The organism is Shouchella xiaoxiensis (genome assembly GCF_016907895.1).
In the GTDB taxonomy this organism is placed as follows: domain Bacteria; phylum Bacillota; class Bacilli; order Bacillales; family Bacillaceae_D; genus Shouchella; species Shouchella xiaoxiensis.
In genome coordinates, this window is record NZ_JAFBCV010000002.1 from 341,608 (window position 1) to 355,203 (window position 13,596).

The 13,596-nt window shown below is 42.1% G+C and carries 22 protein-coding genes; 17 read left to right on the plus strand and 5 right to left on the minus strand.

The genetic code is table 11. From position 1 onward, the window contains the following. The first annotated feature begins 121 nt into the window (after window positions 1–121). From JOC54_RS05085 to JOC54_RS05130, 10 genes are all read left to right on the plus strand, one after another. Complete coding sequence (locus JOC54_RS05085; RefSeq protein WP_054792860.1) at window positions 122–343, plus strand: helix-turn-helix transcriptional regulator; 222 nt, start codon at window positions 122–124, stop codon at window positions 341–343. Between the two features lie 57 nt (window positions 344–400). Beyond that, window positions 401–1,303, plus strand: a complete 903-nt coding sequence (locus JOC54_RS05090) for a DnaD domain protein (RefSeq protein ID WP_204464918.1) — start codon at window positions 401–403, stop codon at window positions 1,301–1,303. Next, window positions 1,251–2,087 carry an ATP-binding protein gene (locus JOC54_RS05095; RefSeq protein WP_204464919.1) on the plus strand — a complete coding sequence of 279 codons (837 nt, stop codon included), beginning with the start codon at window positions 1,251–1,253 and terminating at the stop codon, window positions 2,085–2,087. Before JOC54_RS05090 ends, JOC54_RS05095 begins: the two co-directional genes overlap by 53 nt. Further along, window positions 2,084–2,761, plus strand: a complete 678-nt coding sequence (locus tag JOC54_RS05100; protein ID WP_204464920.1) for an N-acetylmuramoyl-L-alanine amidase — start codon at window positions 2,084–2,086, stop codon at window positions 2,759–2,761. The genes JOC54_RS05095 and JOC54_RS05100 overlap by 4 nt, the downstream gene beginning before the upstream one ends. A gap of 2 nt (window positions 2,762–2,763) precedes the next feature. Further along, window positions 2,764–3,060: a hypothetical protein gene (locus JOC54_RS05105; protein ID WP_051991978.1), complete on the plus strand. Its 297-nt coding sequence runs from the start codon at window positions 2,764–2,766 to the stop codon at window positions 3,058–3,060. A 112-nt stretch (window positions 3,061–3,172) separates the two neighbouring features. Beyond that, the gene (locus JOC54_RS05110; RefSeq protein ID WP_204464921.1) at window positions 3,173–3,400 is read left to right on the plus strand and encodes a DUF1659 domain-containing protein; all 228 of its coding nucleotides are present in this window, start codon (window positions 3,173–3,175) and stop codon (window positions 3,398–3,400) included. A 24-nt stretch (window positions 3,401–3,424) separates the two neighbouring features. After that, window positions 3,425–3,643, plus strand: coding sequence for a DUF2922 domain-containing protein (locus JOC54_RS05115; RefSeq protein ID WP_035421596.1), 219 nt, complete (start codon window positions 3,425–3,427; stop codon window positions 3,641–3,643). Between the two features lie 60 nt (window positions 3,644–3,703). Further along, window positions 3,704–3,868, plus strand: a complete 165-nt coding sequence (locus tag JOC54_RS05120; RefSeq protein WP_081761160.1) for a YvrJ family protein — start codon at window positions 3,704–3,706, stop codon at window positions 3,866–3,868. A 226-nt stretch (window positions 3,869–4,094) separates the two neighbouring features. Beyond that, window positions 4,095–4,904: an abortive infection family protein gene (locus JOC54_RS05125; protein ID WP_204464923.1), complete on the plus strand. Its 810-nt coding sequence runs from the start codon at window positions 4,095–4,097 to the stop codon at window positions 4,902–4,904. Between the two features lie 319 nt (window positions 4,905–5,223). Beyond that, window positions 5,224–5,631, plus strand: coding sequence for a hypothetical protein (locus JOC54_RS05130; protein WP_204464926.1), 408 nt, complete (start codon window positions 5,224–5,226; stop codon window positions 5,629–5,631). A 169-nt stretch (window positions 5,632–5,800) separates the two neighbouring features. Here JOC54_RS05130 and JOC54_RS05135 read toward each other — a convergent pair whose 3' ends face one another. Together JOC54_RS05135 and JOC54_RS05140 are read right to left on the minus strand one after the other, a co-directional pair. Continuing rightward, window positions 5,801–6,448, minus strand: coding sequence for a YczE/YyaS/YitT family protein (locus tag JOC54_RS05135; RefSeq protein WP_204464928.1), 648 nt, complete (start codon window positions 6,446–6,448; stop codon window positions 5,801–5,803). 69 nt (window positions 6,449–6,517) lie between these two features. Continuing rightward, entirely contained in the window at window positions 6,518–6,952 is a 435-nt protein-coding gene (locus JOC54_RS05140; RefSeq protein ID WP_204464930.1) for a MarR family winged helix-turn-helix transcriptional regulator, read from the minus strand. Window positions 6,953–7,172: 220 nt separating this feature from the next. Between JOC54_RS05140 and JOC54_RS05145 the strand changes: the two genes are divergently transcribed. The 3 genes from JOC54_RS05145 to JOC54_RS05155 all read left to right on the plus strand — a co-directional run bounded on the left by JOC54_RS05145 (window position 7,173) and on the right by JOC54_RS05155 (window position 9,104). Further along, window positions 7,173–7,943: a GNAT family N-acetyltransferase gene (locus JOC54_RS05145; protein ID WP_204464931.1), complete on the plus strand. Its 771-nt coding sequence runs from the start codon at window positions 7,173–7,175 to the stop codon at window positions 7,941–7,943. 40 nt (window positions 7,944–7,983) lie between these two features. Then, window positions 7,984–8,454: a peptide-methionine (S)-S-oxide reductase gene (locus tag JOC54_RS05150; protein ID WP_204464932.1), complete on the plus strand. Its 471-nt coding sequence runs from the start codon at window positions 7,984–7,986 to the stop codon at window positions 8,452–8,454. Window positions 8,455–8,693: 239 nt separating this feature from the next. After that, complete coding sequence (locus JOC54_RS05155) at window positions 8,694–9,104, plus strand: hypothetical protein (protein WP_204464933.1); 411 nt, start codon at window positions 8,694–8,696, stop codon at window positions 9,102–9,104. Window positions 9,105–9,107: 3 nt separating this feature from the next. On the opposite strand, the gene JOC54_RS05160 is transcribed toward JOC54_RS05155, so the two are convergent. Beyond that, window positions 9,108–9,380: a hypothetical protein gene (locus JOC54_RS05160; protein WP_204464934.1), complete on the minus strand. Its 273-nt coding sequence runs from the start codon at window positions 9,378–9,380 to the stop codon at window positions 9,108–9,110. A 135-nt stretch (window positions 9,381–9,515) separates the two neighbouring features. On the opposite strand from JOC54_RS05160, the gene JOC54_RS05165 reads away from it, so the two are divergent. Then, a complete protein-coding gene (locus JOC54_RS05165) occupies window positions 9,516–9,881 on the plus strand; it encodes a YolD-like family protein (protein ID WP_054792881.1) in 366 nt (121 codons plus the stop codon). A gap of 14 nt (window positions 9,882–9,895) precedes the next feature. On the opposite strand, the gene JOC54_RS05170 is transcribed toward JOC54_RS05165, so the two are convergent. Continuing rightward, the gene (locus tag JOC54_RS05170; RefSeq protein WP_204464936.1) at window positions 9,896–10,087 is read right to left on the minus strand and encodes a hypothetical protein; all 192 of its coding nucleotides are present in this window, start codon (window positions 10,085–10,087) and stop codon (window positions 9,896–9,898) included. Window positions 10,088–10,266: 179 nt separating this feature from the next. Between JOC54_RS05170 and JOC54_RS05175 the strand changes: the two genes are divergently transcribed. Genes JOC54_RS05175 through JOC54_RS23145 form a run of 3 tightly spaced genes read left to right on the plus strand, consistent with a single transcriptional unit; the run spans window position 10,267 to window position 12,048 of the window. After that, the gene (locus JOC54_RS05175; protein WP_204464937.1) at window positions 10,267–11,013 is read left to right on the plus strand and encodes an SDR family oxidoreductase; all 747 of its coding nucleotides are present in this window, start codon (window positions 10,267–10,269) and stop codon (window positions 11,011–11,013) included. 45 nt (window positions 11,014–11,058) lie between these two features. Beyond that, complete coding sequence (locus tag JOC54_RS05180) at window positions 11,059–11,631, plus strand: sugar O-acetyltransferase (RefSeq protein ID WP_204464938.1); 573 nt, start codon at window positions 11,059–11,061, stop codon at window positions 11,629–11,631. 21 nt (window positions 11,632–11,652) lie between these two features. Further along, window positions 11,653–12,048, plus strand: a complete 396-nt coding sequence (locus JOC54_RS23145) for a MerR family transcriptional regulator (RefSeq protein WP_367617766.1) — start codon at window positions 11,653–11,655, stop codon at window positions 12,046–12,048. Window positions 12,049–12,168: 120 nt separating this feature from the next. Here the strand turns inward: JOC54_RS23145 and JOC54_RS05190 are convergent, their stop codons facing one another. After that, entirely contained in the window at window positions 12,169–13,242 is a 1,074-nt protein-coding gene (locus tag JOC54_RS05190) for a response regulator aspartate phosphatase (protein WP_204464940.1), read from the minus strand. Between the last annotated feature and the right edge of the window lie 354 nt (window positions 13,243–13,596).

Genomic DNA, 13,596 nt, shown 5'->3' on the forward strand with positions numbered 1-13,596 from the left:
CGATTTGCAAAATATAACTGGTTATATTTGCTCAAAATCTATTCCAATTTTTGAGAAGCGCTACTACAATAGACTTGAGTCAAACGACTTGAATAAAATGTCATAGAAGGGGCGATGTAGATTGGGAAGTAAGCGAAAGTACGTGGAGCCGAATCAGTTGATGATTGACCTTCGAAAGGAAAAAAATTTAACACAGCGAGAGCTGGCTGACATAATTAGCGTTAGTCAAGCGATGATTGCTGAGGTTGAGGCAGGGAGAAAGCGGTTTGCTGAGGTGAAAGCCCTTTTTGTAGCTTATACCCTCGAGGTAACGACAATGGAATTGTTTCCAATGGATGATTAGATGACACAATTTGTATTCTAATAATTTCGACTTTATATAGAAAAGAGTGGGTAAGCGATGAGCTTTATGAAACTATACGCCTTATATGCAACACATGACCGAGCTAAATCATTACCAGACTATACACTTGCACTGTGGCGCACGCTGTTGTTTTGGGCCGCCAATTATGAGACTGTCTCATTTCATACGTCTTCGCGAACGTTGACGGAAGACGCATCTCTATCTAAAGATATGTTTTGGCAGGCGCGTAAAATGCTGGTGGATCGAGGGTATTTAGTTGTTGAAAGTACGAGAGGTAGTCACTTTGCGACGTACCGCTTATGTGAAGGAAAGTCGTTCCAACCTACTGAGCAAACTGACCATCAAGTAACTGAGAAAGGTGGTGGGGAAATTGAGGGTCAAATCGACTTAAGCCCAAGTGGGACAAGCGTTACAGATAGTGAGGAAGTTGCTGAACAAGTTGCGGGTAAAGAAGCCGAGAAAGCCGTCATAAACCAGCTTGCTCATGCGTGCGCATCTGACGCGGAATTGAGCTCTATCTCTTATAGAGCTTCTTTAAAAGCTTTAAACCAAGATCAAAACCATCCTACTACTACTCAAATTGGCCCCCTTGTCGCCCATGCTTATTCCGTCGGATTTAACCAGCTTAGTCAGAGCATGCGCTTAGGGCTTAGCGATTGGATGGAGAAGCACACGTTTCCTGACCGATTGGCAATGGCAAAACGTGCCCTTGATGCGGCAGGTGATGCGAACTGTTTTCACTGGAATTATGTGCAGGCATTGCTTAAGGCATGGGAGAAAAAAGGCTTTACGACGCTTCAAGAAACGATTGATGAACGAGCGGCATTTTTTAAACAAAAGCAGGCAAATCAAAAACGACCGCGGCAGCGGAGAGGGGATCAAACCAATGAATCCAGCAAGGAAGCATTTTTTAAACGCTATCCATCGGCAGATTTCTGACGAGAACATTGTTGGGCGCTACACCTGTGATCAATGCCAGCAAGAAGTGACCATTTACGATATGGAGATTTTTCAAGGACCGCGGGCGGGGGAGCGGTTTCAATGCCCGAAAGGATGCAAGTGTGAGGACAATGCTTTAAGTCGCAGCGTGTTAAGGCGTCAAAAAGAACTGCTCTCGATCCAGCGAAAGAAGCTGTTTGATCTATACAGCTTGATCTCTGATGAGCTTCGGACCGCCTCACTGGACTCATACATGCCAACAACGGACAGGCAGAAAGACGCACTCGTACATTGCTTCTCATACGTTAGTGAGTTCGCGACAAAAACGTCAGGTAATCTGTTGTTTGTTGGCGACTGTGGGCTTGGCAAAAGTCATCTCGCACTTGGTACGTTAAAAGAACTATTTAAAAAACAGATAAACGGTATTTTTATCTCTGTGCCAGAGCTGCTCAATAACGTGAAGCGGACGTTCGGCAAAAACAACCCCTTTAGCGAATATGATTTTTTCCAAATTTTAAAGGAAGTCGATTGCCTTGTGCTTGATGATATTGGCGCAGAGTACAACCGTGGCGATAGTGAAAGTTGGGCGACCTCAAAAGTATTTGAGTTGGTAGATGCTAGACAAGGAAGACCAACAATTTACACGACCAATTTATCCAGTCGGCAGCTGTTTGATCGCCTCGGTAAGCGGAACCACTCGCGGATGCTTTACAAAACCAGTTTACTATCACTAGACGGCAACGATTATCGCGCTGAAGAATTTATGAGGAGGAATGTCAAATGAAAAAAGTAATGATTGATCCAGGACACGGAGGAAGCGATCCGGGAGCTGTCGGAAATGGATTACGGGAAAAAGACCTTGTCTTAACCATCGCAAAAGGAATTGAAGCCGAGCTTGCTGCATATCAAGTGGAGGTAAAGCTCACACGGACAACGGATCGAATTGTCTCGCTTACCGACCGCTCTCGTCAAGCAAATAATTGGGGCGCCGACTTATTTGTCTCTATTCACATTAATGCCGGGGGAGGAACCGGGTTTGAGACGTTTATTCATCCAACGGACGGGGCTCGCTTAAAGGACATGCAAAAAACGGTGCATCAAGCGATCATGAAACAGCTTAACGTACGTGATCGAGGTCAGAAAACCGCCAACTTCGCCGTTCTCCGTCAATCAAGCATGCCGGCGATTTTAACTGAGAGCTTATTTATTGATCATCCTGCTGACGCACTTCAGTTAAAAAACAAAAGCATTATTGAAGCGATTGTCGCCGGGCATCGCGAAGGCATTGTTCGCGCGCTGCAACTTCCGCTTAAGCACCGACTTAGCGTTCACGAACAACTTTACCGTGTCATTGTCGACGGCAAACAAATCGGCGCATACAAAGAACCTAAAAACGCCGCGAAACAAGTGGAAACGTACTTCGGCCGAGCTAAATCGATTCAACTGGAGCGAATCTAGTGATGGGTACGTCGATATTGAGAGGGTGCGTCAAGAAGATAAATATCATCAATCGAACAGGCAGGGAACGCTGGCATCAAGAGATTCAAATACTCGTTTCCGACATTGAAATGAATAACGAGAACTTAATAGAAGTACGGCGCTTCCGTCCCGACGAGATCGTCGAGATTGAACTTCGCTCCGCCCAGCTCTCGCTCTTCGATCAACCGAAAAAAGCGCCAGATGGGGAAGAAAGCGAAGAGCTCTGTCTGGAAGACGGTGGAGATTGCCCCATTATTGAACAAGAATTTCGCTTCTGACAATGCTTTTTGGTTATAAAAACAGAATAATGGTTATATTCAATTTTATTTCGATACAAACCGTTAGCATCAATGCTATGCTCAAGTTATCAACCGGAAAGGAGGAACCCACATGGCCCGCAAACAAGCATACGCCCAGCGTCTTAACCTCGCAATGGAAAACGGCTTCACCGACACCGGCAACCAGATCTACCGCCGCTTCAGTTTCAGTGTTCAACCAGAAGCCGAGATCGAACAGCTCTATCTTGTCGCAGAAGCGATAACAAGCCTGTGCAGCCTCGAATTAGGCGAAGCGACTTTAACAGAAAACAGCTACTTACGACCAAGCCCAGCCAATTAACCTTAACGAAAGGAGACCAATCCAATGAATGAAAAAACGCTCGAACTGCGCTTCCGCACTGACGAAGGCCAAGTGATTACAATCCGCGTACCAACACCTAAAGACGAACTCAACCAAGCCGAAATTAGCAACGTCATGGACACCATTCTCGCGAACAACGTTTTCCACGGCAGCGCAGCGCTTATCACGACAAAAGTCGATGCCCGCATCGTCACTCGTGCGGTCGATACGATTGCCCTGTAACCATTTCTGCGGCTCCAAACCCGGAGCCGCATTTTATCAACGATGAAAGGATGAAACCAAATGACAGACTGGGTTACGCTCATCTCAAACGTCGGCTTCCCAATCGCCGTCGCCTCGTACTTGCTTGTCCGCCTCGAGCCCGTTGTGAAAGACTTGCAGCACTCAATCGCTGGACTCGCAAACGTTATTAGTAAGCAAGAAAAAAGCAGCGGAGACAAAGAATGAGCAATCGCACCAAGCATTAGCTAAAGGGAGGGTGTCAGGAACAAGCGCGGGGAGGGGGCGCTTGTTTTTTAGTGTTTAGATTTTGACAGTTTTCACAACATATTTTAAAATTAAATAATAGGTGTGGCAATCAGAGTCTTTTTAAAATTGTATCGTAAAGGTTTTAGCTTTAAGCGATATGCAATAAAGTTTACTAATGATTTTGTTGGTTTGGAGTGTATGATTATTGGATGCTATTCAAATATTAGATAAAGGGAAGTTTGACTTAACTACTGCTATTGAATACTATGAACAAGATGATTATTTGGAAATATCTAAAATTAATGACTTGAACTTTCAAGAGTGTAGACTGATATTTAAGAGGTTGTCGGATAAGATTGGCAGAAATAATCCAGATTACATTATTAATTGCAGAACAATTAAAGAGGTTGTAGAAAACTTATTCTCCAGTAAGGCTTTTGATTATAATAGTATCAAGAATTTGGTTAATGTAGATTTCAATGAGTATATTGACTATCTTGAAGAAAACTCTTTAGATGTATCAATTGTGAGAGTAGAAAATGAGATTCCATATGAATTAACTTTTGATTATATTCTAGAATCAGTAACTAAATGTGAAAATCGTATTGAGTCTGGTGATTATTCTGGAGCTGTAACTAGTGCCAAAACTTTAGTTGAAGGTGTTTGCAAAGAAATATTAAATAAATTCCTTGATTACAATTCAAATGAAAAAACTGATTTACCAATACTCTTTAAAAAAGTAAGAGAAAAATTGAATCTTGATCCAAAAGATCCCAAATTAGACAATTCATTAAAAGATGTTTTAACAGGTTTGATTAAAATTGTTAATGGCATATCAGAGATTCGTAATAAAACTGGTGATTCACATATTCCAAGGTATAAGATTGATAGGCACCATGCATTACTAGTAGTGAATTCTGCCAAAACTGTTTCTGTTTTCTTATTTAACTCATTCGAATACCAAAAGGAAAAGGGGAATATTAACATCGAGGAAACAAAAAATAAAGTGAATTGACATTATTTCTTTTGGTTACTGAATACTTTGCTATTGAGAACGTACATAAATTTCCTAAGAAATCTTTTTTATTATAAAATTTAACGATTTTTAGAGTTTACATAATTCAAGAGTTTCCTAAGGGTCTGTTAGCTGTGATGAACATAATGAAACAAATAATTATTTAAAGTGAGATGAAGAAGAACTGAAAAACAAACAAAAACTAGCGCTTTTTAGGCGCTAGTTTTTGTTTTAGAATAGTAGTAATTTTCTCTCCTTCTTCATTTCCTTTTATTGTATAGTAGTATAAGGAAGGTTTTTTGTAGAAAGGGGTTGGCATATGGGATTGATTTTGATTTTGGCGATCGCATTAAATGTCGTTTCTTTAGCTGTTCTTTTTAAGCAAAAGAACAGGTTTCTTTGTGGAAGTATCGGAGTGGCTGTCTGTTTATTAATGAGTGGTTTAACGGTTCACTATTTCTTAGCTGAAAATCCATTCATTCTCACAGAATCAGGGCTTTTATGGTTTTTGCTTGTCGGTAGCTTTACGATTGGGGTAGTCGGTTTGTTGAAAAGAACGACTTCACTTGTATTAGTAGCAGCATCGCTACATCTGTTTCTTGTTTTGCCTACAATCTTTTCAATTGGGCTAATACTACTTTTGCTTGCGCTTGCCGAAATTGTTGTGGCGACCTATTTTTATTTGAAGATTAGGGAGAGAGTCTCGTTCGTAGGAATGAATAAGTAAATATGAACTTCCTTAATCGATCATTATCATTGAACGTACAGAAGGAATTATGTTTGAAGGTTTTTTAAATGATCTTTTTTATAAATATTTGTGCAAGCGCGGGAAGAGGGCGCTAGTTTTTTCTTTGAGGGAACCTAATCACCTCTTACGCAGTGTAAGAGGTTGGAGACTAGGGGTTAATCTTTTTACTCGATTGGAAACGGTTGACACCTAAGAACTTTCGGAGGGCTTTGATCAGAAAACCGACAAGAAAAGCTGAAATAATCGTACCGACACCAATGCCGTGCAAGCCGCCAAAAAAGGCGAGTGAGAGCATGGTGCTAATCGCAACGAGCGACCAATCAAAGATAATTTTCATCGTGCCAAACTCGATCTTCGTCTTTTGAGACAAGACTTTTATAATGGCTTCCCCAGCATTCATAACGGTTTTCGCTTCAACTTGAATATAGACGCCAATCGCTATAAAGACGCAACCTAGAATGAGCACTGCTAGTTTTTCAATAAACAAATTCGGGTGGATAAAGGAAGCCAGCAGTAAACCAAAGTCAATAAAAACGCCCAGTATAGGTGCTAGGGCCAACTGAATCCACTGGAGCGGAGGGAAATGTCTGCCTAAGATGCCCCATTGGATAAGCACAAATAAGGCCATTAACAGAAAAGTAAAGGCACCAAGCGTTAGTGGAAAAGCTAAGCTAAGTACGTAAGGGACACTTGAAATCGGTGAATTGCCAAGTTCAGACTTGGCTGTTAGAGAAATGCCCAACCCCATAAAAAAGAGTCCAATCGTAAAAAATAAGTAGCGTTGTGTCAGTTTCAATGGTGTAAACTCCTTTTAGAGGGAAGCAAGAATGCTTCCCGGCTCGTACAATAGACAACTGTATCCATTTCAACCTTGGGAGCTGTTTTCTTTCAACTGTGAGAGCACATTGATATAGATGGAAAGCTCTTCCTCTGATATTCCCTTGACAATCGTCTGGCGATAAAGTTCCTCTGTTGTAGGTTTGATGGTTTTATAGAGATCGCTTCCTTTGGTAGTAATCCCGACTAAAAAGGAGCGCTTATCTTCAGCATTTTGTTTGCGTTCAATCAATTGTTTCTGGGCAAGCAAGTCTAAAATCCGAGTTAAGGTTGCTTTGTCCTTTTCTGCTACTTTTGACAGTTGTTTTTGTGTTAAATCGCCATTTTGGTATAGCCGTTTTAATACGGTCCATTGTTCAGGTGTAATCCCGTACGTTCGTAAATGTGTGGTGATCAGCCGAATTAAGGCGCGGTGGGTTTGAGCTGTTTGAAAGCCAATTGATTCATCAAGCGAATGGGCCATCCTCATTCCTCCTTAATTAGTTCGTATGACAACTATATTAATAAATGGCTACTTTGTCAATATCGTTGTTGCACGAACTAGATTAAACGGCTCATCGCGTTTTGACGTATTTATCACAATAAATTATAGTAAATTCACAGGGATTGAATACTTTGAATGAGTTGATACGCTCATACTCGTCTATTGAGTAAGACTGAATAATTATGAAAAGGTGAGTCATTTGATTTTAAAAATAGATTCAAATCGAAAGAAAGAATTAACGTCGATGTTCGAAAAAATTCCCGACTCGGTTATTCTCTCTTGTCTTCAAGGGCATATGGGCGAGGCGTGGGTAGATAACCTGGAAAGTCCAACAGCTGCCCAAGTAAAAGTAGGGATGTTTTCTTACTTTGCGGGGGATGCCAACGCACAAGAGGCGGAAACGCTGTTACATCATCTTCCTGAAGACAGTTTAGTGATTGTTCACTCAGATGAATGGAAAAAGCGAATCGAAACAATCTATAAAGGGAAATTCAATAAGTTTGAACGCTACCGCTTTAAACAAGACCCTGCTTTGTTAGACGCTACCTATCTTACAGGGTTGTTAGCAAACCTGCCTGGGCAGTATGAACTGAAACGAATTGATTCAGAGATCGGAAATAAACCATCTTTGCATGAGCTATCAGAGTACTTTACCTGTAACTTTGAATCAATTGATGATTTTCTCAAGCGAGGCATTGGTTATGCGATTCTACACGACGGAAAAGTGGTCTGTGGTGCTACGTCATTCAGCATTTATGATGAGGGGATTGAAGTTGAAGTCGGCACGCACCAAGATCATCGCAAAAAAGGGCTGGCAACGATTGCCTCAGCTGCTTTGCTAGTCGATTGTCTAGAGCAAGGCAAGTACCCGAGCTGGGACGCGGCCAATGCAGAGTCTGTCAAGCTAGCGGAACGACTTGGCTATGTTTTTGCAGAGACGTATGATACATATTATATTAATAATCGGTAATAAGGTGGACTTAGACGTTTAGGACAAACAGGGGTGGCACATGGAAGTTATTTACTTCGCCGGCGGTTGTTTATGGGGCGTTCAGGCGTTCATGAAAACAGTGCCCGGCGTGATTGAAACGGAAGCAGGTAGAGCGAACGGAACAACAAAGACGCTTGCAGGTCCTTATGACGGCTATGCGGAATGTGTTAAAACGGAGTTTGATCCGTCTGTTGTCAGTGTCGAGCAGCTAATGAGCGATTTCTTTGAGATCATCGACCCGTATAGCCTTAATAAACAAGGCGCTGATGTTGGGGAGAAGTATCGAACCGGTGTCTATAGCGAAAGTAGCGAACACCTCATGGCAGCGAAGGCATTTATTGAAGCGAGAGACGACAAGAAGCGGATTGTTGTTGAAGTGCTGCGGCTGACGAATTATGTGCGCAGCGCGGATGAACACCAAGATCGGTTAACAAGATGCCCAGATGATTATTGTCACATTCCGAAAGAACAATTAGAGAAGTACAAATAAGCTAGATCGAGAAACAAGCGCGGCAAGATGCGCTTGTTTTTTCTCGAAAAAAATTGCGGGATTTGAAAGGAAAATAGCGTGTATGGGTTGAATCGTTTAGTTGAGGGGTTTCTATTTTCCTAGGTGTTGAAGGGGGAGAGGGCGCTATTTGTTCGTTTGATGAAGTGAGTTTGTTAGAAGCGTATAGGATCGGTTATAAGCATGTAAAAACATTCGATCTCAAATCAGAGCTGTTAGAAATGAACAGCATCGATGATGTGCGAAAAAGTGGGAGAGATGGGAAGAAATCAACGTGGCATTTATTGTTTCATTTACCTACATATCGTGAGGCCGTTGCTTTTACAATCCAAGCTGGCACGATTGTAAATGAAATTCGGCTAGAGAACTTTGATGGAACGAACCAGCAAGAACTCAAACTGCCTCACTTGCAGTTTGATAGCACCGAGGCCATTGAACTAGCAATCTATGATTTTGCTTTAGTCGAAGGCGATGGCCATACCGTCATTTTTTCGGGCTATCATTTTAAGGCCATAAAAGAAAACAATATTCCCTTCCTAACCGTTGTGGGCACGTTGAATGCAAAAATGGCTGAAATTCACTTTAACGCAGCGACGGGAGAATACCTTGGCTGGACGGAGAGCCATTCATAAATTTCACGCCTGCTTCTGGCGTGAGTGAGCCAGCGCCCCGATAAGAGAGAGGGCTGCACCAACCGAAAAAAGCACGGCAGGAGCAATAAAGCTGAGAAGGATAAGCACCATGTTGTCGGTCGTTGTTCCGGCGGCATAGAGCGCCATGGCTGTGCCAGGAATACTCGCCATGTGGGACAGGCCGATTTTTAGCAAAAGATTGGTTTTGAGTAAACTAAAAACAAGATAAATCAAGAAACAGGTTAACAGAACGGATGCACTAATTCCTAGCGTCATGCGTGTCACCTCGGTTTTCTTTTCAGCGTAGCAGAAAAACAGTTCAATTGGAAAAATTTTATTTTGTAAAATTGGTTTAATCGAACGTATATTCGTATATAATAGAAGTAGTTCTTATCTCATGGGGGAGTGAGCATGATGCGTGAAGAAGAATTATATGTGCGAAGAGGCAATCTTTTATGGGAAGGCAGCCGAATGATGTTGCCCGAACATAAGGAAGCGTTGATTAAACTCGAAGCAAGTGAGTGGAAAGTCGAGCTGCACGGAGAGCTTGACGACGAGCAGTGGTGGGAGATTGGTGAGATTGTCCTTGATGCCTTCAAACATACAACGACAGTGAAGGTGAACTACTGGGACGATGGGTTTTATAAAGACTTGGAATGCTACATCCACAAAGTCGACAATGACAATAAGCGAATTCGCGTTGAGTACGGACCAGCAAACGATTCACTCCGAGAGTGGATTCCGATGCGCGTCATTTACGATGTCCAGCGAACATAAAAGAGGATGACGAGTCATCCTCTTTTTTGCGTGTGCGGATGGTCATCTGGGAACAACCGATTGAACAGAAAAAGAAAAACACAGCCGACGAGAAGAAGCAAGGGGATAGCGTTCGCAAGCAGCCCCTTATCGGCATCACGAATGAGTAGGTAAATCTGAAAAAAAGCGAGCAGGCTAACGCTTTGTTTAAATGGAAGAAGCTTCATGACTATCACCGCCAGTATCCTGATAAAGCAGCCGATGCTTGGCTGTTTTTCTCATTGAATTATCTTCAGTATACAGGCAAATGGAAAGGCCCGCGAAAAAAAGTCTCACTTTCCGCTTGACCTAAAGTTCACTTTAAGGTGTAGGCTAAAGCTACTTAAACAAAAGGAGAGTGTTACGCATGGCAATTAAAGATAAAGTCGTCGTTATTACAGGAGCATCATCAGGGATTGGAGAAGATACCGCAAAACTTTTAGCTGCAAGAGGGGCAAAAGTCGTTTTAGGTGCTCGTCGCGAAGAGAAGCTTAAAGAATTAACTCAAGCGATTAAAGAAGCTGGTGGGGAAGCGGTTTACAAAAAGATGGATGTAACGGTTCCACAAGATAATGAGGAGCTGATTGCTCTTGCGAAAGAAACGTTTGGTGGAGTGGATGTTATCTTCTTAAATGCGGGAATTATGCCGAATTCACCGATGTCCTCTTTAAAAACAAGCGAATGGAACGACATGGTTGACGTGAATATTAAAGGCGTGTTGAACGGGATTGCGTCTGTTCTGCCGCTATTCACCGAACAAAAAAAGGGGCATGTCATTACAACATCATCTGTTGCCGGCTTGAAAAACTACCCTGGTGGAGCCGTTTACGGGGCAACAAAATGGGCGGTTAGAAGTCTGATGGAAGTGCTACGGATGGAGTCCGCGCAAGAAGGAACCAATATCCGCACGGCAACGATTTATCCAGCCGCAATCAATACGGAATTGCTTGGAACGATCTCTGATTCGTCTACGTTGGAAGGGTTCTCCGCACTTTACGATCAGTACGGAATTTCTTCAGAACGAATCGCCAAAGTCGTCGAGTTTGCAATTGATCAACCTGAAGATGTGAACGTCAATGAATTCACGGTCGGCCCGACAAATCAGCCTTGGTAATCGGTATAAATAACGACAACTGCTTAAAAGATAAGGAGGGCTAGGATGAATAGAGACATTTTCGACAGAGACAAAAATGGCGAGACGATCTCACTGGACGACCCGGAATTTCCGAAAATGGCCGAAGCGATTGAACGTGCTCAAAAACGACTCGCAAGACTAAATCATAGCTATCATGATGCGCCTGAGGTTCGCTCCATTTTTAGTGAGTTAACAGGAGCTCAGGTTCATGAGTCGTTTGAGCTCTTGCCACCGTTCTATACCGATTATGGACAAAATATCCGCGTTGGCAAAGAGGTGTTTATCAATCAAGGCTGCACCTTTATGGATCGTGGTGGCATTACAATTGAGGAAAAGGTGCTCATTGCGCCAAAAGTGAATCTAGTTACGATTAACCACCCCGTCTCGCCAACTGAGCGCAGAGCAACGTACAGCAAGCCGATTCTCATCAAAAAAGGGGCGTGGATTGGCATCAATGCGACCATCATGCCCGGTGTAACGATTGGTGAGAACGCCATCGTATCAGCGGGGGCTGTCGTCACAAAAGACGTCGAGGATAATGTGATTGTCGCGGGTGTGCCGGCAAAGGTTATCAAGCAAATTGAGGTAGAAGCGTAAGGAGGGATCACGATTTTCAGAATTGGTGAAATCGCAAAAGAGTTAAAGGTGAAAGAGCATACGCTACGCTACTACGAGCAGATTGGCTTTATTGCCCCAAAGCGAGATGAAAACAACGTCCGCTGGTATTCAAAAGAAGATCGAAACTGGATTGAATTTGTGCTGCATATGAAGCAAACCGGGATGACGCTGGAAAATTTAAAAACCTATTTCAACTTATGGCACTCTGAAGATGGGCTGGACGAATTGCTTCAGATCCTTAGAAATCATCGACAAAGCGTGCAAGAGCAGTTAGCGATCTATCAGGCTAATCTTGAGCTGATCGATAAGAAAATTGCGTTTTACGAGAAAAGCAAGGAGCCGGGCTTCGAAAAAAACTTGTTTCAAACGTTTGTTGATGAGCAGCAGTCGGAGTGAGGAAGGTGTTAAGAGCTACTATAAAACAAAAACAAGGGACCTACTTGATTAAGGGGTCCCTTGTTTATTAGTGTTAATAAGTTTAAAACATACCTAGCAATAATGCAATCGTATTCTTGCTTACACTGACAAGGATTTCTCAATCCCCATAATGGTCTGGTGTTTTTTCTTAGCAATTGCTAATTTCGAATAATGCAGAGCCGTGCTAAAATCTCCTTTAAGTTCAAAGTGCTGAGCAACTTCTTCACATACCTCTGAGCATTCGAAGAAAAGTTGATTATCCTCTAATTTCTTAATGCCACTTTCAACTAACGCTAAGTCATTATCTAGATAGAGTCCACGTACGACCTGACTTCTAGCAGAGAACTCGTCCAGTTTTAGTTTCTTAATTTCTGTTTCAATTGTAGATAGATCAGCAACAGCTAAGCCTAAGCGCAAGCGAATGTTTGCCACATAAAACCGCGACTTAATCCCATTAATCGCTCTAGCGTGCTCGGGAATAGATAAGGCTTGCTCCATACAGCTAAGCGCAGCTTCCAACTGCTTTTGTGCTAAACGATTCATACCCATATTGTAAAAGATCAGTCCTCTTCTAAAAGGATACGGTTTCGACAATTCAATTAACTCCTTAAAAAGCGATTCTGCTGAGTCAAATCGAGAAAGTTCAGATTCAATCGCTGCTAAAACCATCTTGCAAACAAGCTCATTTTCTTTATACAATGATTGCTTCTCAAAAAATTCTAGCGCTTGTTCTATGTATGATGATGCAAAACTATACTGGTCAATTCGGTAATAGCTTATCCCTAATTTCTGATAGAATTCTGCTTTTTCAGATGGATCATTTACTTGCTCAATTAAGCGTTCAGCAATCTTAAAAGTACGAATCGCAGATTTATACCTGCCATGAAGGAACTCATTTTGACCAGAAACGTAATAGTACATAAAGTACAAATATTCTTCTGTTTTCCTTTCAACCTCATTCCACTCAGTTGTGTTTTTCTGGTTAGTAAGTAAATCGTGGCGCATAGAAATTAGTTGATAATAAGCCAACATTTTATCATCGGGCTTCATTTTCTCGACGGCGATGAGAGCTTGATCCCGTGCAGCCTTTGCTGATTCAATGTCTTTAGCCATCAGGCAGCTATGCCATTCTACAATTTTCCCCCCGACTTTTTCAGGTGCCAATAAATTCATTATGTAACCACCTCTTCGCTGATGTTAAGTTTGTATTAGTATAAAATTGTTCCGTAAAAATGGAAAGAGAATCTAGGCGTTTCCCAATAAGCTTTTTGTTAAACATCTCATCAATCAGATATTCGTTTAGCAACACTTATTCGAACTGTATGGTTTCATTTTTAAAATGGATGATTTTTAATTTTTCTTGGAAAACTGCCATCGGTTTCGGAGAAAGAGGGTGGGTGAACATGCTTCTACTTGCCTAAATTACTTGATACGCAAATTCAATTGGAGAAATCAAATATAAAAGTGCGCCTTATAAGCATGAAATCGCTTTGTTACGCCCAGAAATGAAAAACCTGTTTCCAAATA

Bases quoted from the DNA above. Each gene is read 5' to 3' on its own strand.
- JOC54_RS05160 (WP_204464934.1), bottom strand. From the start codon at position 9,380: ATGACGCTAGGAATTAGTGCATCCGTTCTGTTAACCTGTTTCTTGATT.
- JOC54_RS05155 (WP_204464933.1), top strand. From the start codon at position 8,694: ATGAACAGCATCGATGATGTGCGAAAAAGTGGGAGAGATGGGAAGAAA.
- JOC54_RS05150 (WP_204464932.1), top strand. From the start codon at position 7,984: ATGGAAGTTATTTACTTCGCCGGCGGTTGTTTATGGGGCGTTCAGGCG.
- JOC54_RS05130 (WP_204464926.1), top strand. From the start codon at position 5,224: ATGGGATTGATTTTGATTTTGGCGATCGCATTAAATGTCGTTTCTTTA.
- JOC54_RS05100 (WP_204464920.1), top strand. From the start codon at position 2,084: ATGAAAAAAGTAATGATTGATCCAGGACACGGAGGAAGCGATCCGGGA.
- JOC54_RS05120 (WP_081761160.1), top strand. From the start codon at position 3,704: ATGACAGACTGGGTTACGCTCATCTCAAACGTCGGCTTCCCAATCGCC.
- JOC54_RS05180 (WP_204464938.1), top strand. From the start codon at position 11,059: ATGAATAGAGACATTTTCGACAGAGACAAAAATGGCGAGACGATCTCA.
- JOC54_RS05165 (WP_054792881.1), top strand. From the start codon at position 9,516: ATGATGCGTGAAGAAGAATTATATGTGCGAAGAGGCAATCTTTTATGG.
- JOC54_RS05170 (WP_204464936.1), bottom strand. From the start codon at position 10,087: ATGAAGCTTCTTCCATTTAAACAAAGCGTTAGCCTGCTCGCTTTTTTT.
- JOC54_RS05095 (WP_204464919.1), top strand. From the start codon at position 1,251: ATGAATCCAGCAAGGAAGCATTTTTTAAACGCTATCCATCGGCAGATT.
- JOC54_RS05090 (WP_204464918.1), top strand. From the start codon at position 401: ATGAGCTTTATGAAACTATACGCCTTATATGCAACACATGACCGAGCT.
- JOC54_RS05190 (WP_204464940.1), bottom strand. From the start codon at position 13,242: ATGAATTTATTGGCACCTGAAAAAGTCGGGGGGAAAATTGTAGAATGG.
- JOC54_RS05140 (WP_204464930.1), bottom strand. From the start codon at position 6,952: ATGGCCCATTCGCTTGATGAATCAATTGGCTTTCAAACAGCTCAAACC.
- JOC54_RS05110 (WP_204464921.1), top strand. From the start codon at position 3,173: ATGGCCCGCAAACAAGCATACGCCCAGCGTCTTAACCTCGCAATGGAA.
- JOC54_RS05105 (WP_051991978.1), top strand. From the start codon at position 2,764: ATGGGTACGTCGATATTGAGAGGGTGCGTCAAGAAGATAAATATCATC.
- JOC54_RS05115 (WP_035421596.1), top strand. From the start codon at position 3,425: ATGAATGAAAAAACGCTCGAACTGCGCTTCCGCACTGACGAAGGCCAA.
- JOC54_RS05175 (WP_204464937.1), top strand. From the start codon at position 10,267: ATGGCAATTAAAGATAAAGTCGTCGTTATTACAGGAGCATCATCAGGG.